Here is a 22,463-nt window from a genome sequence, read left to right as displayed (position 1 = left end):
TAGTATCTGAAAAATGATCAAAAAGGATGTCGTCATCATCGGAACCGGCTTCTCCGGCATGGGCGCCGCGATGAAGCTGCGCGAGTCCGGCCGCGAGGACTTCGTGATCCTCGAGAAGGCGCATGACGTCGGCGGGACGTGGCGAGACAACACCTACCCCGGCTGCGAGTGCGACATCCCGAGCCACATGTACTCGTTCTCCTACGAGCTCAACCCCGAGTGGAGCAAGAGCTTCTCGGGCCAGGAGGAGATCTGGGCCTACATGCGCAAGGTCGCCGACGAGCAGGGCATCCGCCCCTACATCGACTTCGGCGTCGAGGTCACCGGAGCCGAGTGGGACGAGGACCGCAGCGTCTGGACCGTCCGTACGCGCTCCGGCGACGACTACGAGGCGCGCGTCGTGGTCGCCGGCGTCGGCGGCCTGCACATCCCCAACGTCCCCGAGATCGCCGGCGCGGACACGTTCGAGGGGCCGCGCTTCCACTCCGCCCAGTGGGACCACACGGTCGACCTCAAGGGCAAGAAGGTCGTCGTCATCGGCACCGGCGCCAGCGCGATCCAGTTCATCCCGATCATCGCGCAGGAGACCGAGCACCTCACGGTGTTCCAGCGCACGCCGGCCTGGGTCCTGCCCAAGAAGGACCGGCCGACGCCGGAGTGGCGCAAGAAGCTGTTCGCAACCGTCCCCGGCGCCACCCGGGCATACCGCAATGCGCTCTACTGGTCGCTCGAGGCGCGGGCGATCGCGTTCAACGGCCACCTCAACGTGTTGCCGTTCGCCGAGAAGATCGTCACGCGCTACATCGACAAGACGATCCCGGACCCCGAGCTGCGGGCCAAGCTGACGCCGGACTACCGGCTCGGCTGCAAGCGCGTGCTGCAGTCCAACACGTACTACAAGACGTACTTGCGCGACGACGTCGAGCTCAGCACGGACGGCGTCCAGGAGATCGTCGCCGACGGCGTGATCGACGGCAACGGGGTCAAGCACGAGGCCGACATCATCATCTACGGCACCGGGTTCCACGTCATCGACGCGTTCGACTACCTCGACGTCAAGGGCAAGAACGGCGTTGACCTCGCGACCCAGTTCCGCGAGCAGGGCGTCGAGACCTACATGGGGATGACGATCCACGGGTTCCCCAACCTCTACTTCATGCTCGGCCCCAACACCGCTCTCGGCCACAACTCGGTGGTGTTCATGATCGAGCAGCAGACCAAGTTCATCGTCCGCATGCTCGACGAGATGGATCGCCGCGGCGCGGTCTCGGCCGAGCCGACGCAGGCTGCGCAGGACGACTTCAACGAGGAGATCCAGCGGCTCGTGGAGAAGGGCATCTGGACGCAGGGCGGCTGCACGTCGTGGTACCTCGACAGCCAGGGCAAGAACCGGACGATCTGGCCCAAGTTCACGTTCCAGTACTGGTGGGAGACGCGGAAGGTCAACGCGCCCGACTTCGTCTGGGAGAAGACGGCATGACGACGTACGACATCCCGGCCGGGCCCTCGCTCTCGCCCGCCAGGATGACGTGGAAGTTCCTGCGCGACCGCGCCGGGACGATCCCGGCCTATCACGAGGAGTTCGGCGACACGTTCTCCCTGAAGATCCTGCCCGGCCCTCGTACGCTCGTCGTGTTCAGCGATCCGGCCGACATCAAGGAGATCTTCGCCGCCGACCCGTCGCAGTTCCACGCCGGCAAGGGCAACGAGATCCTCAAGCCCGTGATGGGCGAGCACTCGGTGCTGTTGACCGACGATGCGGAGCACCAGCGAGCCCGCAAGCTGCTGATGCCGGCGTTCACGGGTCCGTCGATGCGGGCCTACCAGCCGCTCGTCGAGGCCATCGCCAAGGTCGAGGTCGACTCGTGGCACGACGGCGACACCGTGATCGCCCTCGACCGGATGAACGCAATCACCCTCGACGTGATCCTGCAGGTCGTCTTCGGCGTGACCGACGAGTCACGCCTCGCGGTGCTGCGGCCCAAGGTCAACCGCATGGTCAACATCGACGCCAAGATGCTGCTCGCCTGGTCCTACCCGCGACTGTTCGCCCTGCCGCCGTGGCGCGGCTACTTCAAGAACCAGCAGGAGGTCGACAAGCTCCTCTATGCCGAGATCGCCGAGCGGCGCGAGGCGCACGACCTCGACGGACGCGACGACGTTCTCTCGCGGCTGCTGCGGGTCGGTGCCACGAGCTCCTCGTCGGTTGAGCCCGTCGAAACCCCGTTGACCGATGCCGAGATGCGCGACCAGCTCGTCACGCTGCTGCTCGCCGGGCACGAGACGACGGCCTCGGCGCTGTCGTGGACGCTGCACGAGCTGGGCCGCAATCCCGAGATCCACGCGCGCGCCCTCGACGCCGCCGACACGGGCGATGACGCCTACCTCGAGGCCTGCCTCAAGGAGTCGATGCGGCTGCATCCGATCATCGACTTCGTCGCCCGTACGTTGCAGAGCGACCAGGTCGTCGCCGGTCGTCACCTGCCGCGCGGCACGACCGTCACACCGTCGATCATGCTGTCGCACAGCCGCGAGGCGAGCTTCGCCGACTCGCACCTGTTCAAGCCCGAGCGGTTCACGGTCGACAAGGTCGCGCCGAACACGTGGATCCCGTTCGGCGGTGGCGTACGCCGCTGCATCGGCGCCGCGTTCTCGCTGATGGAGGGCACCGTCGTGCTGCGCGAGGTGCTGCAGCGCTATGCGGTCACGGCCGAGGCGCCGTCGCCCAACAAGCTGCGCAACATCACGAACGTCCCGGGCGACAAGGCCCCCCTGAGGCTGACGATGCGCTGAGGCTCCTCAGCGAGGCCCGACCTCCAGGATGGTCACGGCGGCTTCGCCGATCTCGTCGCTCTCGGCGAGGTCGACCTGGGCCGTGATGCCCCAGTCGCGATCGCCCTCGGGGTCGTCGAACGTCTGGCGTACGTTCCACGTCGTCGAACCCTCCTCGACCATGAACAGGTCGGGGCCACGCGCGGCCGGACCGGTGCCGAGCGACTCGTACTCCTCGCGATAGGCCGCCATCGCCTCCATCCACGCCGCGGCGTCCCAGCCGTCCTCGCCGTCAAGGTCACCCAAAGCGCTCCAGCGCCCGAGCGCCGCGAGCTCGACCCGGCGGAACAGCGCATTGCGCACGAGCACCCGGAACGCCCGCGCGTTGCCGGTGACCGGCCGCGGCGGCGCGCTGCCCTCGGCCTTGGCGCGCACCTCGACGGGGTCGGTGTCGGGGTTGATGAGCTGCTCCCACTCGTCGAGCAGGCTCGAGTCGGTCTGGCGCACGAGCTCGCCGAGCCACTCCGTGAGGTCGATGAGCTCCTCGTTGCGCAGCTGCTCGGGCACCGTGCGCAGCAGCGTCTTGTAGACGTCGGAGAGATAGCGCAGGACGAGGCCTTCGGACCGCGCGAGCTGGTAGTCGCCGATCAGCTCCGAGAACGTCATCGCCCGCTCCCACATCTCACGGACGACCGACTTGGGCCGCAGCTCGTGGTCGGCGACCCACGGGTGACCCTTGCGATAGGACTCGTACGCCGCGGTGAGCAGCTCCTCGAGCGGCTTGGGGTGGGTGATCTCCTCGAGCAGCTCCATCCGCTCGTCGTACTCGATGCCGTCCATCTTCATCTCGTTGATGGCCTCGCCCCGGGCCCGATGACGTTGCGCGTTGATGATGGGCCGCGGGTCGTCGAGCGTGGACTCGACGACCGAGACCATGTCGAGCGCGTACGCCGGATCGTCGCGGTCGAGCAGGTCGAACGCTGCGACGGCGAACGGCGACAGCGGCTGGTTGAGGGCAAAGTTGGCCTGCAGGTCGACCGTCAGCCGGAGCGTACGACCGTCGGCGTCCGGCGGGTCGACGGGCTCGACGACGCCGCCCGCGAGCAGGGCGTCGATGATCTCGTCGACCTCGGCGAGCAGACGGTCCTGCGACTCCTCGGTCTCGTCGCTCTCGCGCAGCAGCCGTTCGAGCGAGGCACGTGCGTCGCCGGGCCGCGAGACGACGTCGAGCACCATGGCGTGGCTGACGCGCATACGGGAGACGAGCGCTTCGGGCGTGCCGGTCGAGAGCTTGGTGAACGTGCCCTCGCCCCACGACACGAAGCCCTCGGGCGCCTTCTTGCGCTGGATCTTGCGCTGCTTCTTGACGTCGTCGCCGGCCTTGCGGACGAGGCGGGCATTCTCGATGTCGTGCTCGGGCGCCTCGACGATGACGTGCCCGACGGTGTCGAAGCCGGCCCGCCCCGCGCGCCCGGCGATCTGCTGGAACTCGCGCACCTGGAGCTGCCGCTGGCGGACCCCGTCGTACTTCGACAACCCGCTGAACAGCACGGTGCGGATCGGCACGTTGATGCCGACGCCGAGGGTGTCGGTGCCGCAGACGACCTTGAGCAGCCCGGCCTGGGTCAACGTCTCGACGAGCCGGCGGTAGCGCGGCAGCATGCCCGCGTGGTGCACGCCGACACCCATGCGGATGAGCCGCGACAGCGTCTTGCCGAACGCCGAGGAGAACCGGAAGTCACCGAGGTGCTCGGCGATGACGTCGCGCTCCTCGCGCGTGGCGACCTTGATGCTGGTCAGCGCCTGAGCCCGCTCGAGCGCCGAGACCTGCGTGAAGTGCACGACGTAGACCGGCGTCTGGTGCGTCTCGATCAGCTGCTCGAGCGTCTCCTGGATCGGCGTCGAGACGTACTCGGAGATCAAGGGGACGGGTCGCTCCGACGTCGTGACGAGCGCGGTCTCCCGGCCCGTACGCCTGGAGAGATCCGCCTCGAACCGGGTCGTGTCGCCCAGCGTCGCCGACATCAGCAGGAACTGCGCCTTGGGCAGCTCGATCAGCGGCACCTGCCACGCCCAGCCGCGGTCGGGGTCGGCGTAGAAGTGGAACTCGTCCATCACGACCAGGCCGATGTCGGCGCCGGCACCCTCGCGGAGCGCCATGTTGGCGAGAATCTCTGCGGTCGCGGCGATGATCGGGGCATCGGCGTTGACCGCGGCGTCGCCGGTCACCATCCCGACGTTGTCGGCGCCGAAGATCTCGCAGAGGTCGAAGAACTTCTCGCTGACGAGGGCCTTGATCGGCGCGGTGTAGACGCTGCACTCGCCGCGCGCCAACGCCGCCGCCATGGCACCGGTCGCCACGAGGCTCTTGCCGGAGCCGGTCGGCGTCGCGAGGATCACGTTGGACCCGGCGACGCACTCGAGAATCGCCTCGTCCTGTGCCGGGTAAAGCGTCAGCCCGCGGTGCTCGACCCATTGCGTGATCGCGTCGTAGACGACGTCCTCATCGTCCGTCACGCCCTTGGGCAGCAGGTCGATGAGTCTCACCCGTGCATTGTCTCCCGCGTAAGCCCGAGCGAGGCGGGCGGCACTGGCGAGGTCAGGTCAGGCGCGTGCGCTTGAGCAGCAGCATCATGCCTCCGGTGATGCCCGTGCCCAGGGCCCAGCCGACCAGCACGTCGGTCAACCAGTGGCCACCGAGGTAGATCATGGCCACGCCGGAGAGCAGGCAGCCGGCGGCACCGAGCACGCCGACAGCGACCCGCAGCCGCTGCGAGGTCCACCACGGCGCCAGCACCAGCGCGGTCACGATGGTCGAGGTCAGGATCGCGTGGGACGACGGCATCGCCGGACCCGAGAGGTGCGTGATCGCGAGGTCGTACGGCGGCCGCGGCCGGTCGATCCACTCCTTGAGCCAACCGGTCGCCGTGGAGGTCACGGCCATCGAGATCAGGATGCGAGCCAGCCCGGTGCGCAGCCGGAGCAGAAGGATCAGGATCACCGCGACGATCCCGGCGACGACGAAGAACGCCGTGGACTCGCCGACGTCCTCGAGGAATCGGAAGACATCGGTCACGGTTCCGTTGCGATGGTCTGCGCACCAGCGCGCGACCTCGATGTCGACCGACCGATGCATGGGTCAAGCGTACGAGCACTAAGCGCTCGCTTAGTCAGTGCGCTAAGGTCGCGGCATGAAAGCCGTACAGATCACGACCCTCGACGGCCCTGAAGCGATCGAGCTGGTCGAGCTGCCCAGCCCCGAACCCGGTGACGACCAGGTCCTGATCCGGGTGCGCGCGGCCGGCGTCGCGTTCCCCGAGGTGCTGCAGAGCCGCGGGCTCTACCAGCTCAAGCCCGAGCTGCCGTTCACGCCGGGCGCCGAGATCGCCGGCGAGGTCATCAGCGCTCCCGACGGCTCCGGCTTCTCCCCCGGCGACCGGGTCGCGGCACTCTGCCTACTGGGCGGATTCGCCGAGGAGGCCTTGGCCTCGCTCGACCTGACGTTCCCGATCCCGGACGGCATCTCGTACGAGCAGGGTGCCGCGATCGTCTTCAACTACGGCACGGCCTACTTCGCCCTCGTCGAGCGTGGCCACCTCCAGGCCGGCGAGTCGGTGCTGGTGCACGGCGCCGCCGGTGGCGTGGGCACGGCCGCCATTCAAGTGGCCAAGGCCTTCGGCGCGGGGCGGGTCATCGCCGTCACGTCGACACCCGAGAAGGGTGCGATCGCGCTGGCCGCCGGCGCCGACGCGTTCGTGCTGCCGGACGGCTTCAAGGACGCCGTCAAGGAGCAGGGCGGCGTCGACATCGTGGTCGATCCCGTGGGCGGCGACCGGTTCACCGACTCGCTGCGCTGCCTCAACGAGAACGGCCGGCTGCTGGTGATCGGGTTCACGGCCGGCGAGATCCCGACCGTCAAGGTCAACCGCCTGCTGCTCAACAACGTCTCGGTCGTCGGCGTCGGTTGGGGTGCTTACGCCCTCTCGCGCCCGGGTCACATCGCGACGGAGTGGGCTGCACTCGCGCCACATCTCGAGAGCGGCGCGCTGCGCCCCGTCGTCGGCCCGACGTTCCCCCTCGCCGAGGCCGCGCAGGCACTCCTGACCCTCGACGAGCGCCGCGCCACCGGCAAGGTCCTGCTGATCCCGTAGGCCGTCACGGGGCGAACCGGGCGATCGGGTTGACCAGGGTGCCAGCGAAGATCAGCGACTCGGCCTGGTCCGACAGGTCGACCATCTGCCGCGTGTCCCGCAGCTGGAGCCGGTTGAGGCAGGAGTGGTCGAACTCGGCCGCGAACAGGTCGATCCGGGCGAACGCGTCGGCCAGCTCCGGGTGGGCGGCCTGATGCTCGACGATCGTGCCGGCGACCAGTGACCAGAACTCGTCCTCGCCGAGCAACCGGTCCTCAGCGAGGATGCCGGCGAGGAAGCGCAGGAACCCGTCGAAGACATCCGTCAGCACCGCCAGGGGCTTGACCCGGTCGGGCACCGCCGCACGTACGCGCTCGACCTCGGCCGGCAGCAGTAGGTCACCCATCACGGCGATCTCCTCACCGATGTCCTTCATGAGCACCCGCGTCGGCACGTGGTCCTGCAGCACCAGGATCAGATTCTCACCGTGCGGCATGAACGCCAGCTCGTAGCGGTGCAGGCAGTGCACGACGGGTCGCACGTACGCCCGCAGATAGCTCGCGACCCAGTCGCGCGGCGACACGGCTGACGCGGCGATGAGCTCGGAGACCAGGTGCCGTCCGTCGCGGTCCCGGTGCAGGAGCGAGGCCATCGTGGCGAGTCGTTCGCCGGCTGCGACCTGCGGGACGGGACTCTCACGCCACAGCGCGGCCAACATCTTGGTGTACGCCGACGGCGCGCCGAGCCGGTGATAGGCGTCCCCGGTGTAGCCGATCGCCGCCCGCTCGCGCAGCACACCGAATCCGCAGTTGCGCAGCTCGTCATCCTCCTCCAAGAGCCCGGCGACCCAGTCGTTGATCGCCGGCGTCGCCCGCATGTAGCGCGGCGACAGGCCACGCATGAACCCCATGTTCTGGATCGAGAGAGCGGTCTTGACGTAGTGCCGCTCCGGCCGGTCGGCGTTGAAGAACGTACGGATCGACTGTTGTGCCCGATAGCGGTCGGCGCTGTGGCCGAGGCACACGATGTCCCGCCGGGCGATGTCCGGAGCGAACGTGATCGCCAGCTTGTGCTGCCACTGCCACGGATGCGCCGGCATCAGCAGGTAGTCGTCCGGGTCGAGGTCGAGCCCGCGCAGCTCGGCGTCGAACCGCGCGCGGGTCGCAGCGTCGAGCTCACCGGCGTACAGGGCTTCCTCATCGATCCCCTCGCCCAGCGAGAGATGCGCCTTGGTGCGGCGCACCGCGAGCCACACCACCGCGAAGGGCCGGCCGGCCTCGGGCGCGTACGACGCGTACTCCGAGGCCGAGAAGCCGATGCGGCCGTTGTTGGCGACGAACGCGGGGTGTCCCTCGGTCATCGCCGCCTCGATCGCCTGGAAGTCCGCATCCACCAGGTCGGCCGAGGACAGCGTGGCGTGCACGTACTTCCAGGCCGCGCTGGCGAGCGTGCTGCTGATCTCCTCGAGGTACGTGGGCAACAGCGCGTCGGGTATGCCGAGGACCTCGGCGTGCTCGGCGATGAAGGCCAGGGCGTCCAGCTCGGCCGGTTCGCCACCGACGTCGCGCGTCACGGACCACGGCTCGACAACCCAGTGCTCGAGCTCGTAGCGGCGGGCGTGAAATCGGTATCGGGCATCGCCGATCGTCACCTGATGGTCGTGACCGACGGGCTCGGGCACGAGCAGCCGCTCGTGCGAGAACTCGGCGAGGGCCTTGGCGACGAGGAACCGATGGGCGACCTGCATGGCCTCCGGGGTCAGGTGCTCGCTCGCGACACGTGGGTCGTCACCGTCTGTCGCACGTCCCCGCACCATCTCGCTGCGCGCGAACTGATCGCGGGTGCACGTGCTGAGCGCCGCCGTCTTGCCGGCGAGCCGGACCTCACGCTCGACGCGAAAGCCCGCCGCTGCGTTGAGCACCGCGATGCGGTCGTTGCGGACGTCTGGCTCGACGACGACCCGACGGTGGCGCGGATCGTCGAAACAGAGCTCCATCACGGTGCGGAACACGGCGGACGTGAACCCGGACCGCGGCTGGTCGGTCGGTGCGACCAGCACGTGCATGCCGATGTCGCCGTCGAGCACGTCGTAGGCGTCGGCGAGCTCACCGTGCGCCGGATCGTACGTCTCGGCGAGGAACGCGGGCTCGCCGTCGACCCGGCCGAGCCAGGCGTCGTGGTGCGGGTCGGCGACGATGTCGGCGTACGCCTCACGGACCTCCTCAAGGCTCGCGGCCTGCATGCCCCAGTAGACGGCTCGCGGATGCGTCACCCACGTGTGCAGCGTCTCGGCATCGCGGTCCACCTCGAGCGGTTCCAGCGTCACCCGGCCGAGGTGGGTGACGCGAGCGAACAGGGTCGACGTCGTCATACCGGCACCTCTGTCCGGGCGACCCCGAACTCCTGGAACGCGATCCGCTCCTCGACCGGATAGACCTCGCGCCCGCACATCGCGTTGAGGATGACGGAGTTGCGGAACGCGCCCATCCCGAGGTCGGGCGCCACGAGACCGTGCGTGTGCTCCTCGGCGTTCTGCACGAAGATCTGCGCGTCGTCGTCGATCGTGTAGCCGGCCGCCACGGCGTATCGACGCTTCGCGTCCCACCGGATGCGGTCGGCGATCGAAGCGACGAACCCCGGCACCTGCGGCCGGTATCCCGTCGCGAGGACCAACGCCTCGGTCTCCAGGGCGAAGGGCGCGTCGAGCTCGACGTGCCGGAACGCGAGGTCGTACGCACCTCTGGCCTCGTCCCACGCCGCACCGGACAGCTCGGCGTTGGTCAGCAGCCGTGTGGGCACCTCGCCCTGGACCTGCTGGCGGTAGAGGGTGTCGTAGATCGTGTCGATCAGGTCGGCGCTGATGCCCTTGTAGAGCTGCCGCTGCTCCCGCAGGAGAGCGTCGCGCGTCTCCATCGGCAGCCTGTGGAAGTACGCCGTGTACTCCGGCGAGGTCATCTCGAGCGTCAGCTTGGTGTACTCCATCGGGAAGAACCGCGGCGATCGCGTGGCCCAGGTGAGCTCGTAGTCGAACGAGTCGATGTCGTCGAGCAGGTCGAGGTAGGCCTCGGCGGCGCTCTGGCCGCTGCCGACGATCGTGATGGACCTCGTCGCCTGCAGCGCCGCCTTGTGCGTGAGGTAGTCGGCGGTGTGGATCATCGGTCCCTCGAGCCCCTGCACAGCCGCCGGGACGTGGGGTTGCGTCCCGGTCCCGAGCACCAGGCGATGCGCGCGGTACGTCTCGGTGCCGCCGCCCCGGAGCCTGGCGGTCAGCACGTACGCCTCGCCGTCGTGCTGCACGCGGTCCACGTGCCGCCCGAAACGGATGCCCGCGATCTGCGCAGCAGCCCAGCGGCAGTACTGGTCGTACTCGGCGCGCAGCGGATAGAAGGACTCGCGGATGTAGAACGCGTAGAGCCGGCCGGTGCTCTTGAGGAACTCGAGGAACGAGAACCGCGACGTCGGATCCGCCATCGTGACCAGATCCGCCATGAACGGGACCTGCAACGTTGCGTCGGCGAGCAGCATGCCGGGATGCCAGCTGAAGTCGTCGCGCGCCTCGAGGAAGATCCCGTCGAGACCGTCGACCGGCTCGGCGAGGCAGGCCAGTCCGAGGTTGAACGGACCGAGCCCGACGGCAGCAAAGTCGTACGTCCTCATCAGCGGACCTCCGTACGCAGCTCGTCGAGCAGCTCACGGCCGATCTCGCGGATCAGGTCGAGCACGGAGCGTACGTCGCCGACCGTCGTCTCGGGGTTGAGCAGGGTGAACTTGAGCCACGCCCGCCCACCCACCACGGTGCCCGCCATGACCGCGTCGCCACGGCCGGCGATCGTACGGCGGATCCGCGGGTTGACCTCGTCGGCGACCCCCTCGGGCACCTCCTCGGGGCGGAAGCGGAACACCAGCGTGCTCAGCGCTGGTGCCACCACGACCTCGAAGTCAGGGTCGTCGCGCAGCAGTCCATGACCGACGGCAGCCAGGTCGATGACGGCGTCGAAGTAGTCACCGATCGCGTCGGCGCCCATCGTGCGCAGCGTGAGCCACAGCTTGAGCGCGTCGAAGCGGCGCGTGGTCTGCAGACTCTTGTCGACCTGGTTCGGCAACGCCGCGGACCGCGGGTTGAGGTAGTCGGCGTGATAGGTCACGTGCCTCAGGTCGTCGCCGCGGCGGACGATCACGGCGCTCGAGCTGACCGGCTGGAAGAACGTCTTGTGGAAGTCGATCGTCACCGAGTCCGCGCGCTCGATGCCGTCGATGAGGTGCCGGCGCCGGGTCGAGACCAGCAGACCTCCGCCGTATGCCGCATCGACGTGCAGCCACACCCCGTGCTCCGCGCAGACGTCGGCGACCCGGTTCAGCGGATCGATGCTCCCGAAGTCCGTGGTGCCGGCGGTCGCCACGACCGCCATCGGGATCAGTCCGGCTGCCCGCACCCGGGCGATCTCCTGGTCGAGCAGCCACGGATCCATCCGGCGTCGCTCATCGGTCGGAATCGTCACCACGGCGTCGAGGCCGAGGCCCAGGACGTTCGCGGACTTCTGCACGCTGAAGTGGCTGTCGCACGACGCGAAGATCCTGAACCGACCGAGGGTCTGCCCCAGCGGCTCGGCCGGGTCGGCATCTCCGGAGAGGTACGCCTGCCCGCGGGCGATCAGCAGGGCCTGCAGGTTGGACTGCGTACCGCCGCTGGTGAACACCCCGTCCGCGTTGCCGTCGAATCCGATGCGGCCCGCGGCCCAGTCGACCAACCGACGCTCCACGAAGGTGCCGCCTGCGCTCTGGTCCCAGGTGTCCAGCGACGAGTTGACCGCCGAGACGAAGAGCTCGGCGACCAGTGCCGGGATCACGACGGGGCAGTTGAGGTGCGCCAGATATCGCGGCTCATGGAACCAGACCGCGTCGTCGAGGTACACGTCTCGCAGCTCGTCGAGCACCGCGTCGAGGTCCTCCAAGGGACGGTCGAGGTCGACCCCGGCCACCCGCTCCGACACCCCGTGCACTCCAGCGCCGGAGAACGGCTGGCTGACGCTGGCGACGTGCGAGATGAGGGCGTCGAGCCCCCGTCCCATGTCTTCGCGATAGCGGTCGAGATTGCGTGTGTTGAACAGGTGGTGGCGCACCACCACTCCTTCCCCGAAGATGTGTTGCTTAGGACAGCCTTACCTAAGCAACGCCGCCATGCGAATGCAACCGCTTGGGAGTTTGCTCACACCAGCAGGCGGGGTTGCTTCCACGTCCTGTCCACAATCTGCCGAGCAGTATCGACGTATGCCCTAGCCTCGTCCGATGACTCCGGAACCTGCCGGAGCATGTCTGGGGGGACGACTGATGCGACGACTCGGTGCTGCTCTGGTCACGGCAATGATCGGCGCGTGTGCCCTCGCCGGCTGCAGCGGTGGCGGCAGCGACGACTCCGCAGCGAAGCCAAAGCCGAGCGCCAGCAGCTTCACCGTCGAGTCGGCACTGCGCGAGCTCCCACCCATCGAGCCTTCGCCCGACCGGCCGCTCCAGGTCTTCGCCAGCGACCTCGCGCAGGCCTCTGAGCTCGGCAAGCTGCCGAAGCCGCGCGACCCGCAGTCCACGGCGACATGGATCCAACGCCTGAACGGCCCCGAGGTCTACATCGCGGGCGGCGAGGGGCTCGGACTACCGCGCCTGCAGACGGGTGCGATGCGGAAAGCGTTGGGCTTCGACGCCCGCGACATCACCACGACCTCATCCGTCGAGTCACTCCCCGATGCGGTCACCGTGGTTCACCTTGCGGACGGGGTGAGCTCGAAAGACGTGTCCACGACCGGCGCCGGAAAGATCGGCGACCTCGACCCGGCCGGCGCGAGTGACGCGCCCTTCCCTCAGGTCTTCGGGGTGGCGCGGAGAGACCAGCAGATCGCCCTCGCCAAGACGCAGAAGGCCTTGGCTGCCTGGAGGGCCCGCGGCCAGAGGTCGCTGGCCGACCACGAGCCCTTGCTCGACGTCGCCAAGGCGCTCGGCACCCACCGCGTCTACGACGTGGTGCTCAGCGACCGCCCCGCCGATGCAGCTTTCGGCGGGCAGCTGGCCGAGCACATGCCCGCGACGATGCCCGCATTCGACGCGGTCGGCGTCGCCCAAGCCGTTGAGGACGGCAAGGCGGTCGAATACATCGCGTACCGCGTGAAGGACATCGCCGGTGCCGAGAGCAGAATCAGAGCCGTCTGGGAGGACGACTTCGCGATCCGCTCGAACGCGTGGTTCGCCGAGATTCTGGACGTCGAGGACGTCTCCACCGCAGGCAGCGTCGTCACGGTGAAGATCGCACCCACGGAGTCCGCGGGCACCGCGGCACAGATGCTCGTGCTTGGTGACATCCCGTTCATCGTCCCCGACTGACTGCCGAGCCGAGCCCAGAGGCTGATCAGCGTGGCGCGCACGGCACGCGGGGGAACATCAATGATTCGTGGAGCCGCTTGTCAGAATCGAACTGACGACCTTTTCATTACGAGGGGTCGTTGCGGCCATTTTTCCCTGCAATTGCAGGCCCATACATGCCTCCGATTGCATGGATTCTCACCGTGGGGGCGCGCCGGGGGCGCGCGCCCAAGCAAGGGTGCTGGACCATATGGGAATCTGACATCCTCACGACTAGTGACTCAGGGGCTTTGTTTTGCCCGTCATTTCAGTTGTATTCGCGCCTCCGGAGTTGCCGGTTTCGTCCTGGGGGTGCGCCGGGGGTACACGGAAAGAATGCGTACACGGCGTTCCGGCTTCCAGCGTTTACGCACGCCCAAGACGACACGTGGCTCTTCGTGTGCCCTATCCGAGTCCGGTCGGCCGCACGATCAAGTCGATCATCTGCTCAAGCTCCTGCTCCTGAAGGTTTGCTCCACGAGTGATTAGCCGGTTGAGGGTCAAGCTGACGAAGATGTCCGCTATCAGATCGACGTTGATAGATCGCTCTATTTCTTCCCGTTGCGCCGCGCGGCTCAGCACCTCGACCAAGGGATGCGCCAGTCGTGGGCTGAGCCACTCCTCCACGAATTGCCGAATTCGGGGATCTTGCGGAGCGGCTGCCATCACCCTCACCCACGCCAATTGCCCCTGCCCGGCCCCTTCTCCCGGCATCCGAGCAGCGCGGAGAAGATCAGCCCGCAGATCCCCGGACTCAGGGACTCGGCGTTCGGGGAACGCATCACGCATCGCGGCGCAAACGAGTTCGGTCTTGCTTGTCCATCGGCGGTAGACCGAGCCTTTTCCTGCACCACACCGCTTCGCGACAGCTTCGATCGTCAGCCGGTCAAAGCCTGTCTCAACCAGGAGCTCCCGTGTGGCGCGCAGCAGCGCTGACTCGACCTCTGGATCCAGTGGCCGACCCCGACTCCTAGCGCACCCATCGACAAAGTCTGCGCCGCCTGTCGGCGTGGCGCGCGGCGGCGACGCGGGAGTGGGGGCGATCACCCGCTCAGTAGAACAACTCGCCCCGAAATCCCGGCCAAACATGCTCCCCAGCCCAGGGATGACGCGATGTGCCGCCGCGTTCCCCCTTCGTCACCACTCCCGCCCGTTCGAGGGTCACAAGTGCGGGCCCTTCACGGTCGTTCCGCTCGATTGCAGACTTACCGTGAGATTGTGAGCCGCATCGAGCAACAACCTCCCCAGCTCTTTCTGGCGGCCCGGTTGAAACCTCGTAGCCACCCCGGTGAGCGTTAGGGCCCACGCCGGTTGCCCGTTGTCATCAAAAACCGCGGCCGCCATTCCCCAGCTCCCCTCCACCACGAGGCCTGGGTTGACCGCGTAGCCCTTTCGGCGCGTTTCATGCAGGCGGGCCATCAGTTCCGGCCGGCTGTGCGACTGACCCCAGTCCGATGCGAGATCGACACGATCGAGGTAGTCGAGGACCTCCCGATCCGGCATCATTGCCAACGTCACGAGGCCGGCCGACACGACACCCAATGGGAACCGCGCGCCCTCATAGAGAACGAACGACCTCAGTGGGAAGCTGCCGTCTTCTCGTATCAGGCACACAGTCTCATCCCCGCGGCGGACGGACAAGAACGCACTCTCCCCAGTCTCCAGAGCTAGTCGGTGGACTGCCTCTCGACCGACCGACGTGATGTCGTACCTGGGAGCAGCCGCGCGCCCAAGCAAATACACGTCGGGACCGAGATACCAACATCCCGAGCGCCTATCTCGTTCTGCGAGCCCCTGATGCTCCAACGAGGTCAGAAGGCGGTGTGTGGTAGCACGCGGGATACCGCATCGTCTCGCAATCTCGGCCGTCTTCAGGTCGGCGCTCTGAGATGAGCTGGCAAGCACTCTTAGCACTGTCGCGACTTTTTCGACCATTCCAGGTTCACGGGTCACAGCGTCACAATACTCGAGCGTCCACTCAGTGAGCGTACTGCGGCTCCGGCGATCAATGACGGACCAGTTGCTCATGAGGCTGGCTTCAACTGTTGACGGTGATTGCAGGCATCGCGTTAACTCCGGGCATTGCACAAGCAAGTTCGCTGAGTGAGCAAAGGAAAAGATGTTGGCGACCGAACGCGTAGATGACAGACCCTTGATCCCGCAGTTGCACGATGGCATGACCATCGCCGTCGGGGGTTTCGGGCTGTGCGGCACTCCGCACGACCTGATCGAGGCCGTCCGCGAATCCGGAGTCAAGGACTTGACGATCGTGTCCAACAACATGGGAGTGGACGGCGTAGGCCTGGGGCTCTTGCTGGAGAACAATCAAGTCTCCAAGGTCGTCGCGTCTTACGTCGGCGAAAACAAACTGTTCGCGGCGCAGTACCTCGCCGGCGAACTCGAGGTCGAGTTCAACCCGCAAGGCACACTGGCCGAACGATTGCGGGCCGGCGGCGCGGGCATCCCCGCGTTCTATACCCGTACCGGGGTCGGCACCGCCGTTGCCGAGGGCAAGCCCACCGCCGTGTTCGACGGCACTGAGTACGTCCAGGAGCGCAGTATCGTGGCCGACCTGTCCCTCGTCCACGCCCACACTGGGGACCGGTCCGGCAATCTGAGATACCGCCTGGCGGCCCGCAACTTCAACCCTGCTGTCGCTGCCAGCGGCCGCGTAACTGTCGCCGAGGTCGAGCACCTGGTCGACGAGATCGATCCCGAGCTGGTTCAGACCCCGGGCGTCTACATCACTCACACCGTGCGGGCTAGGGCGCGAGCGAAGCCGATAGAGCAGAGAACCGTCCGTTCCCGACCCGCACGTGCCGAAGGAGCTCTGGCATGACCTGGACACGTGACGAGATGGCGGCCATCGCCGCACTCGAGCTGGCCGACGGCGACTACGTCAATCTCGGCATCGGCATCCCCACGATGGTGGCCAACCACATTCCACCGGGTATCTCCGTCACGCTGCAGTCCGAGAATGGGATCCTCGGCATGGGCCCTTTCCCCTACGAGGGCGAGGAGGACGCCGACCTCATCAACGCCGGCAAGCAGACCGTCACCGTCACGGCCGGCGCCTCGTTCTTTGACTCCTCCGAATCATTCGCGATGATCCGCGGTGGCAAGATCGATGTTGCCATCCTCGGGGCCATCCAAGTCGCCGCTAACGGAGACCTCGCCAACTGGGCCATTCCTGGTTCGCTCGTCAAAGGCATGGGCGGAGCGATGGACCTCGTCGCCGGCACTAAGCGGATCGTTGTCATCACCGACCACCTCGCGAAGGACGGCACCCCCAAGATCGTCCGCCAGTGCACATTTCCCTTGACCGGCCACGGAGTCGTTGATCGAATCATCACCGACTGGGCGGTCTTCGACGTGACTACTGACGGTCTTCTGTTGATCGACCACGCAGCCGACGTCGATGTCGAACACGTTCGCGCATCTACTGACGCCGACTTCGACGTGCAAGCAGGGCTATGACGGTGACGCTGGACAGTCCGCGCTTTCCAGCGCATTCCAACGATCACGGATCTCGTCGCGTGAAATAGATCAGACTCGGTCGACTGCGGGACACCCGGGCGAGCGGCAGCTCACAGATTGGTCTCGCGCACCGAGTCTGTCTCATGATGTCGATGGGTCACGGCTCGTTCGGGCACTCCCCAAGCGATAGCCCAAGCATTGAGGTCAGACACTGAAACGGACGGCCGCGAAGGTTCCAGACCGACTCGACCGGGTCCAAGCCGTCCACGATTCTTTCGTGCCACGCGTCTTCCTTTCGACATGATGCTTCAACTATCCACAAGCAGGCCGGTCTCAAAGCGAGAACCGATGCGTCGCAACAACGCTTCGTTCTGAACCTGAGCACGATCCAACAGCGCCGCGAGATTCACGTCGACCAGGGCGAAGTCTCGCTTGACGACCCTCCCTCGCACCATGACGAGCTCGACGTTTGCTGGATTGGCTCCCACGACAACTGCGCCCGTCGGGTACGACACTGGCATGAGATTGGCGCGGTGCGTGTTGATCGCGACGATGTCGGCCTCCTTGCCCACCGTGAGAGAGCCCGTTCGCTCCAAGAGCCCGTTTGCTCGCGCGCCCTCCCAGGTCGCGAACTGAAGAACGTCACGCGTGCTGAGCGGAAGTTCGAGCGGATTGATGCCGCTGGCGATGACTTCGGCATTGGCGTCGCCGCGAACGCTCGACAGGGCTGCTCGCATAACGCTGAACAGTTCTCCGCTCACGTTCAAGCAGGTGTCCACCGAGATGCTAGGACGGATCCCCAGTGCGAGCAGCCGTCGAATAGCCACGGGTCCGATGGCCATGTGCAGTTCAAGTTCTGGCGACACCGAGACCGTTCCACCGCTATCGGCGATGAGGCGCAACTCATCGTCGCTCAACGCATTGCAGTGCACCCACGTCGTGTCATCCGTGAGACCGGCGGCCGCCTGCTGCTTCTCAACAGGACGCAGCTTGGCCCAATTGGCGTTGCCCGCATGAATGCTGCTACGGAGACCGAGCTCACGCGCCTGACGGGCTTCCGTCGCGATCACCTCGGTCGTGGCTACCTCCCCGCCTCTTGCAGCCATCGCAAGGCGATTCAACTGGTCGTCGGACGAGTAATAGGTCTCCCGCAGCCGACGTATGTCCTCCGACGGAGGAATCGAGCCGTTGCCGGGACCCGTGCGCAGGAACTCACCGAGGGTCGTCATCGACTGGCCGTAACCCAGGATCGACCGCGCGCCAGACTCCATGTGTGCTGCGACCGCGGCGTCACTGTGCTCGGGAGTGAGGTGATTGTGGTTCCAGTCGAAGATCTGCGTGCAACCGGCGTCCAGTGCCTCGGCCAGCCCGATGCGCAGCGCGATGTACACGTCCTCGGGGGTGTAGGCCGGCCCGAGTTTGCCCCACATCGCTTGTACGTAGTTCTCGATGGTCCAGTCTGCCCCGGCATACCGGAACAGCGACTGCCAAAGGTGTCGATGAGTGTCGACCAGCCCCGGTATCAGGATCCGGCCACGCATGTCCAGCACCTCGCAGGCACCTTGGTCGACCGTGATGCTTGGAGCCATCTGCACGATGACGCCGTCCTCGACCAGGACATCCAGCACCGCCGACTCGGGCTGCCCTGGGTCGACGGCAACGACCAGACCTCCGACGAGCAGGGTTCGCTGACGGTTCACCATGATTCCCCTGACTGCGCTCCAGCCGACACCGCTCGTCGGTGCCGCGCATTTCGGATGCTACGAGGACACCCGTAAACACACGACAAATTGCTCTACGCCTTTCGCCTGCTTTTCGCGCGACGCGCGACAGTTGCGCAATGCCTGACCTCTCGACGGACAAAACTGCCGCGCTTGCTCACGGGTGGGGGGACGCTGACGTCTCAGTGTCACTCGTGGACCGCAGGGCTATGGCGCATGACGCCTCGCACTTCCTGATGACGCCCACTGCCGTCGTCCGACCGCGCACCAGCGACGACGTCGCCACCGCGTTTCGGCGGGCTAAGGAACTCAAGACCAGCGTCACGTTCAGGTCAGGCGGGACGAGCCTGTCGGGACAGGCGGGAACTTCCGGGGTCCTGCTGGACACGCGACGTCACTTCCGGGCGATCGACCCGTCGGCCGACGGGGGACGTGTCACGGTCGAGCCCGGCGCGACCGTCCGCGCTGTGAATCTGCGCCTGTCGCGCACGGGGCACAAGCTAGGACCAGATCCGGCAAGCGAAGTAGCGTGCACGGTGGGAGGAATCCTGGCCAACAACTCGTCGGGCATGGAGTGCGGCATCGACACCAACGCCTTCCAGACAATCGAGTCGATGCGAGTGATCCTCCCCAGTGGAATCCAGCTCGACACCGGCGCGCGTGACGCCGACGATCGTCTGCGCCTAACAGAACCCGATCTGTACCGCGGTCTTCTCGATCTGCGTGGACGAATCGTCGCGAATTCGGCTTCCCGCGATCGGATCGCCCAGCAGTACTCGATGAAGAACACCATGGGCTACTCGCTGAACGCCTTCACGGAATTCTCGGAACCTTCGGACATCTTGACCCATCTGATGGTCGGATCGGAGGGGACGCTCGCGTGGATCGCCGAGGCCACGTTCCGCACTGTTGCGCTCCGCCCGAGTGCGGCCACCGCGCTGTTGATCTTCCCCGACGTGATCGCCGCAACGCGGGCGTTGCCCGCGCTTGTTGAGCACGGCGCGGCGGCCATTGAGCTCCTCGACGCCACCTCGCTTCGGGTTTCCCAGACCGGCACTGCCGCCCTCCCCGAGCTCGCCGACATCGCCGTGGATCAGCACACTGGTCTGCTGGTGGAGATTCAAGGCGCCACCCACGAGGCGCTGTCCGCCCGGCTAAACGTGATGACCTCGCTTCTGCCCGAACTCGAACTCGTCCGACCGACGCGTTTTACTCGTGACCCGAAGTCTCGCGCAGCACTGTGGAAGCTCCGGAAGGGCTTGTACACCGCGGTCGCTGCGGCGCGTCCTCCTGGCTCGACCGCGCTGCTTGAGGATGTTGTGGTGCCGGTTGCCGCACTGTCGGACGCGACGGCAGACCTCACAAATCTATTCGATGTCCACGGCTACAACGGCGCTGTGATCTTCGGCCATGCCAAGGACGGGAACCTTCATTTCATGATCAACCCGCGCCTCGACGACCCTGCGGAGCTGCGCACGTACGAGGCTTTCACCGAGGACCTCGTCGACATGATTTTGGGACATCGGGGGTCATTGAAGGCAGAGCACGGGACTGGACGCATGATGGCGCCGTTCGTCGAGCGTCAGTTCGGTTCTGAACTGTACTCTGTCATGCGCCAGGTCAAGCGCTTGTTCGATCCAGATTTACTGCTGAGCCCCGGCGTCGTCCTGACCGACGACGAGAGAATCCACGTCACCGACATCAAGCCGGTTCCGATGGTCAATCCTCTGGTCGACTCGTGCGTGGAGTGCGGCTACTGCGAGCCCGTTTGTCCTTCAGCCGACCTCACGACAACGCCGCGCCAGCGCATCGCCTTGCTCCGGGACATCTCGCTGGCCTCACCCGCCGACCGGGCCGAGCTCGAATCAGCTTTTCAGCATGACGCAGTCGCCACATGCGCGGCAGATTCCTTGTGCGTGACCGCGTGCCCCGTAGGCATCGACACCGGAGCCGCTATGAAGGAACTGCGGCGTGACCGCCTGGGGACGATCGCCCAGCGGGGTGGGGTGTTCGCGGCGCGCCATTTCGGCAGCGTCGTCGCGGGCGCGCGTGGTGCGCTCACAATCGCCTCGAAGCTGCCCGAGGACGTCTTGGATCCTCTCACCGCCACCGCCCGCCGCTGGGGATCCGACGACTGGATACCTGCTGCCGGCGCGAACCTGCCCGGGCCAGGACCGCGGCGCCAGGCACGATCGGATCCCGGCGCATCGTTCGTGCTGTTCCCAGCCTGCGTGGGATCGATCTTCGCCGCTCCGGCGGACGGGGTCACCGGGGCACTAACAACACTGGCCGCCCGGGTGGGCCGCTCGTTCGTAGTCCCGGACGCGATCGCGGGTTTGTGCTGCGGAACACCATGGCAGTCCAAAGGCTTTGTTGATGGACATCCGATCATGGCCGCTCGGACACTTGGCGCATTGTGGGAAGCGTCCGATGCCGGACGGCTCCCTATCGTGTGCGACGCCACCAGCTGCACTCAGGGTCTGCATGCGTCCCGTGAGGTGCTCGATGCCGAGGAACGCGCTCGATTCGAGTCACTTCGCCTGGTTGATGCCGTCACGTTCGCACGCGCCGAGCTCTTGCCCGCTCTGCAGGTGAAGCAGCGCCTGTCGACCGTCGTCGTCCATCCAACCTGCTCGAGCGTCCACCTGGGCAACACTGAGGACCTCACCGCGATCGCTCATTATCTGAGCGACTCCGTGACGGTGCCGGACGCCTGGGGATGCTGCGGTTTCGCAGGCGATCGCGGCCTTTTGCAACCAGAACTCACCCAGTCCGCCACCAAGGCCGAGTCGGACGAGATCAGCGCAACCCACTTCGACGCCTACGTGTCGTCGAACCTGACGTGCGAGATGGGCATGTCTCGCGCGACCGGCCAGGCGTTCGAGCACGTGCTGGTGGTCTTGGAACGGCTCACACGCTGAGCAACGCCCCTGGCGCGTCAAGTGTCGCGTTAACGCAGGAACCTGTGCCTCGCGGCCTTCCCGTCCGGTGTGCGCTCACGCTCCGTGGGCGCCCAGCCAGCGGAAGCTGGAGTCCCCAGCACGTTGGACAACACCCCGAGCCCCTCGATTTCCAGCTCGATCACGTCCCCGGGCGCCAAGACGCGCCCCGTCTCGATCGTCGATCCGCCGTTGCACGTGCCGCTGCCGAGCAACGTTCCGGGCAGCAGCTGCTCGCCCTGCGACGCCCAGGCCACGATCTCGGCCACCGACCACACCATCTCAGCGCTGGATGTCTCGCATGTGGTCTCACCGTTGACGCGCGCGGTCATTCGCAGACCATCTCGTGAGAGCTCGTCCAGGGTCACGATGAGCGGACCCGTCACGCACGCGAAGTGTTTTCCCTTCGACGGTCCCAGCGCCCCGGTCATTTCACGGGCCTGGATGTCGCGGGCGCTCACGTCGTTCAGGATCGTGAGTCCCAGGACATGATCGAGCGCTTCATCGGGTGTCAGGTCCGTGCCCGGCGCACCGATCACAATTCCCAGCTCGAGCTCGTAGTCCAGTCGCTCGGTGTAGCCAGGCCACGGGATCTCCTCACCTGGACCGATGAAGGACCGCGGATCACCCGCGTAGCTGATCGGCATTTGATAGAGCACATCTGGGACTGGCTTGTCCTGCCAGCGATAACCGAAAGAGAAGTGTTCCTCGAAAACCATGAAGTCCCGGTACGTGGCCGGGTCCAGCGCATTGGTCAGGTTCGGGTGGACTACTCTCGCCATCTCGGGCTCATCCTCTGCGGCCGCGCGTGCCGCGTCGAGAAACGCAGCACCCCCGGCGAGGGCCGCCGACATGCTTGACGGCACCAGCGCCTCAGCTAGACGGCGCGCTCCGCCGGGCGTTGCGCCTCGGCTTTCCGCTTCGTGTCGCACAGCCGATCTCACGTCGATCCACGCATGCTCACCCATAACAAGGATGCGAGAGCTCTTGCCGTCGACGTCTTCGACGACCTGTCGCGCGAGTTTCATCGTTCCCCG

At 66.5% G+C, this 22,463-nt stretch carries 16 protein-coding genes; 7 read left to right on the top strand and 9 right to left on the bottom strand.

What is annotated here, in order from left to right; translation table 11 throughout:
• The first annotated feature begins 13 nt into the window (after positions 1-13).
• Together ESP70_RS06910 and ESP70_RS06905 are read left to right on the top strand one after the other, a co-directional pair.
• A complete protein-coding gene (locus ESP70_RS06910; RefSeq protein WP_149688624.1) occupies positions 14-1,480 on the top strand; it encodes a flavin-containing monooxygenase in 1,467 nt (488 codons plus the stop codon).
• Positions 1,477-2,793 (top strand): cytochrome P450, encoded by a 1,317-nt coding sequence (locus ESP70_RS06905; protein ID WP_149688623.1) that lies wholly within the window; start codon positions 1,477-1,479, stop codon positions 2,791-2,793. The genes ESP70_RS06910 and ESP70_RS06905 overlap by 4 nt, the downstream gene beginning before the upstream one ends.
• Before the next feature lie 6 nt (positions 2,794-2,799).
• On the opposite strand, the gene ESP70_RS06900 is transcribed toward ESP70_RS06905, so the two are convergent.
• Both ESP70_RS06900 and ESP70_RS06895 read right to left on the bottom strand, forming a co-directional pair.
• Complete coding sequence (locus tag ESP70_RS06900; protein WP_149688622.1) at positions 2,800-5,319, bottom strand: DEAD/DEAH box helicase; 2,520 nt, start codon at positions 5,317-5,319, stop codon at positions 2,800-2,802.
• A 52-nt stretch (positions 5,320-5,371) separates the two neighbouring features.
• Positions 5,372-5,908, bottom strand: a complete 537-nt coding sequence (locus ESP70_RS06895; protein ID WP_149688621.1) for a phosphatase PAP2 family protein — start codon at positions 5,906-5,908, stop codon at positions 5,372-5,374.
• Between the two features lie 55 nt (positions 5,909-5,963).
• On the opposite strand from ESP70_RS06895, the gene ESP70_RS06890 reads away from it, so the two are divergent.
• The gene (locus ESP70_RS06890; RefSeq protein ID WP_149688620.1) at positions 5,964-6,923 is read left to right on the top strand and encodes an NADPH:quinone oxidoreductase family protein; all 960 of its coding nucleotides are present in this window, start codon (positions 5,964-5,966) and stop codon (positions 6,921-6,923) included.
• A 4-nt stretch (positions 6,924-6,927) separates the two neighbouring features.
• Here ESP70_RS06890 and ESP70_RS06885 read toward each other — a convergent pair whose 3' ends face one another.
• From ESP70_RS06885 to ESP70_RS06875, 3 genes are read right to left on the bottom strand one after another with little or no spacing between them, the layout of a single operon-like run.
• Positions 6,928-9,273 (bottom strand): GNAT family N-acetyltransferase, encoded by a 2,346-nt coding sequence (locus ESP70_RS06885; protein WP_149688619.1) that lies wholly within the window; start codon positions 9,271-9,273, stop codon positions 6,928-6,930.
• Positions 9,270-10,559: a lysine N(6)-hydroxylase/L-ornithine N(5)-oxygenase family protein gene (locus ESP70_RS06880; RefSeq protein ID WP_149688618.1), complete on the bottom strand. Its 1,290-nt coding sequence runs from the start codon at positions 10,557-10,559 to the stop codon at positions 9,270-9,272. Before ESP70_RS06880 ends, ESP70_RS06885 begins: the two co-directional genes overlap by 4 nt.
• Complete coding sequence (locus ESP70_RS06875; protein ID WP_281287305.1) at positions 10,559-12,022, bottom strand: pyridoxal phosphate-dependent decarboxylase family protein; 1,464 nt, start codon at positions 12,020-12,022, stop codon at positions 10,559-10,561. The genes ESP70_RS06880 and ESP70_RS06875 overlap by 1 nt, the downstream gene beginning before the upstream one ends.
• A 166-nt stretch (positions 12,023-12,188) precedes the next feature.
• Here ESP70_RS06875 and ESP70_RS06870 point away from each other — a divergent pair, with 166 nt between their 5' ends.
• A complete protein-coding gene (locus ESP70_RS06870) occupies positions 12,189-13,271 on the top strand; it encodes a hypothetical protein (protein ID WP_149688617.1) in 1,083 nt (360 codons plus the stop codon).
• A 423-nt stretch (positions 13,272-13,694) separates the two neighbouring features.
• Here the strand turns inward: ESP70_RS06870 and ESP70_RS20670 are convergent, their stop codons facing one another.
• A complete protein-coding gene (locus ESP70_RS20670) occupies positions 13,695-14,378 on the bottom strand; it encodes a TetR/AcrR family transcriptional regulator (protein ID WP_149688616.1) in 684 nt (227 codons plus the stop codon).
• Between the two features lie 72 nt (positions 14,379-14,450).
• Positions 14,451-15,242 (bottom strand): IclR family transcriptional regulator, encoded by a 792-nt coding sequence (locus ESP70_RS06860; RefSeq protein WP_246161946.1) that lies wholly within the window; start codon positions 15,240-15,242, stop codon positions 14,451-14,453.
• Between the two features lie 166 nt (positions 15,243-15,408).
• Between ESP70_RS06860 and ESP70_RS06855 the strand changes: the two genes are divergently transcribed.
• Positions 15,409-16,128: a CoA transferase subunit A gene (locus tag ESP70_RS06855; RefSeq protein WP_149688615.1), complete on the top strand. Its 720-nt coding sequence runs from the start codon at positions 15,409-15,411 to the stop codon at positions 16,126-16,128.
• A complete protein-coding gene (locus ESP70_RS06850; protein ID WP_149688614.1) occupies positions 16,125-16,766 on the top strand; it encodes a CoA transferase subunit B in 642 nt (213 codons plus the stop codon). The genes ESP70_RS06855 and ESP70_RS06850 overlap by 4 nt, the downstream gene beginning before the upstream one ends.
• 308 nt (positions 16,767-17,074) lie before the next feature.
• On the opposite strand, the gene ESP70_RS06845 is transcribed toward ESP70_RS06850, so the two are convergent.
• Positions 17,075-18,469, bottom strand: coding sequence for an amidohydrolase family protein (locus ESP70_RS06845; RefSeq protein ID WP_149688613.1), 1,395 nt, complete (start codon positions 18,467-18,469; stop codon positions 17,075-17,077).
• Between the two features lie 227 nt (positions 18,470-18,696).
• Here ESP70_RS06845 and ESP70_RS06840 point away from each other — a divergent pair, with 227 nt between their 5' ends.
• Complete coding sequence (locus tag ESP70_RS06840) at positions 18,697-21,408, top strand: FAD-binding and (Fe-S)-binding domain-containing protein (protein WP_246161943.1); 2,712 nt, start codon at positions 18,697-18,699, stop codon at positions 21,406-21,408.
• A 29-nt stretch (positions 21,409-21,437) separates the two neighbouring features.
• Here ESP70_RS06840 and ESP70_RS06835 read toward each other — a convergent pair whose 3' ends face one another.
• Positions 21,438-22,454, bottom strand: coding sequence for a fumarylacetoacetate hydrolase family protein (locus ESP70_RS06835; RefSeq protein WP_149688611.1), 1,017 nt, complete (start codon positions 22,452-22,454; stop codon positions 21,438-21,440).
• Positions 22,455-22,463 lie beyond the last annotated feature (9 nt).

Origin of the sequence: Aeromicrobium ginsengisoli (assembly GCF_004134905.2) — a bacterium.
Lineage (GTDB): Bacteria > Actinomycetota > Actinomycetes > Propionibacteriales > Nocardioidaceae > Aeromicrobium > Aeromicrobium ginsengisoli.
The sequence above is the reverse complement of the archived record's forward strand: the minus strand, read 5'-3'. Positions and strand labels throughout refer to the sequence as shown.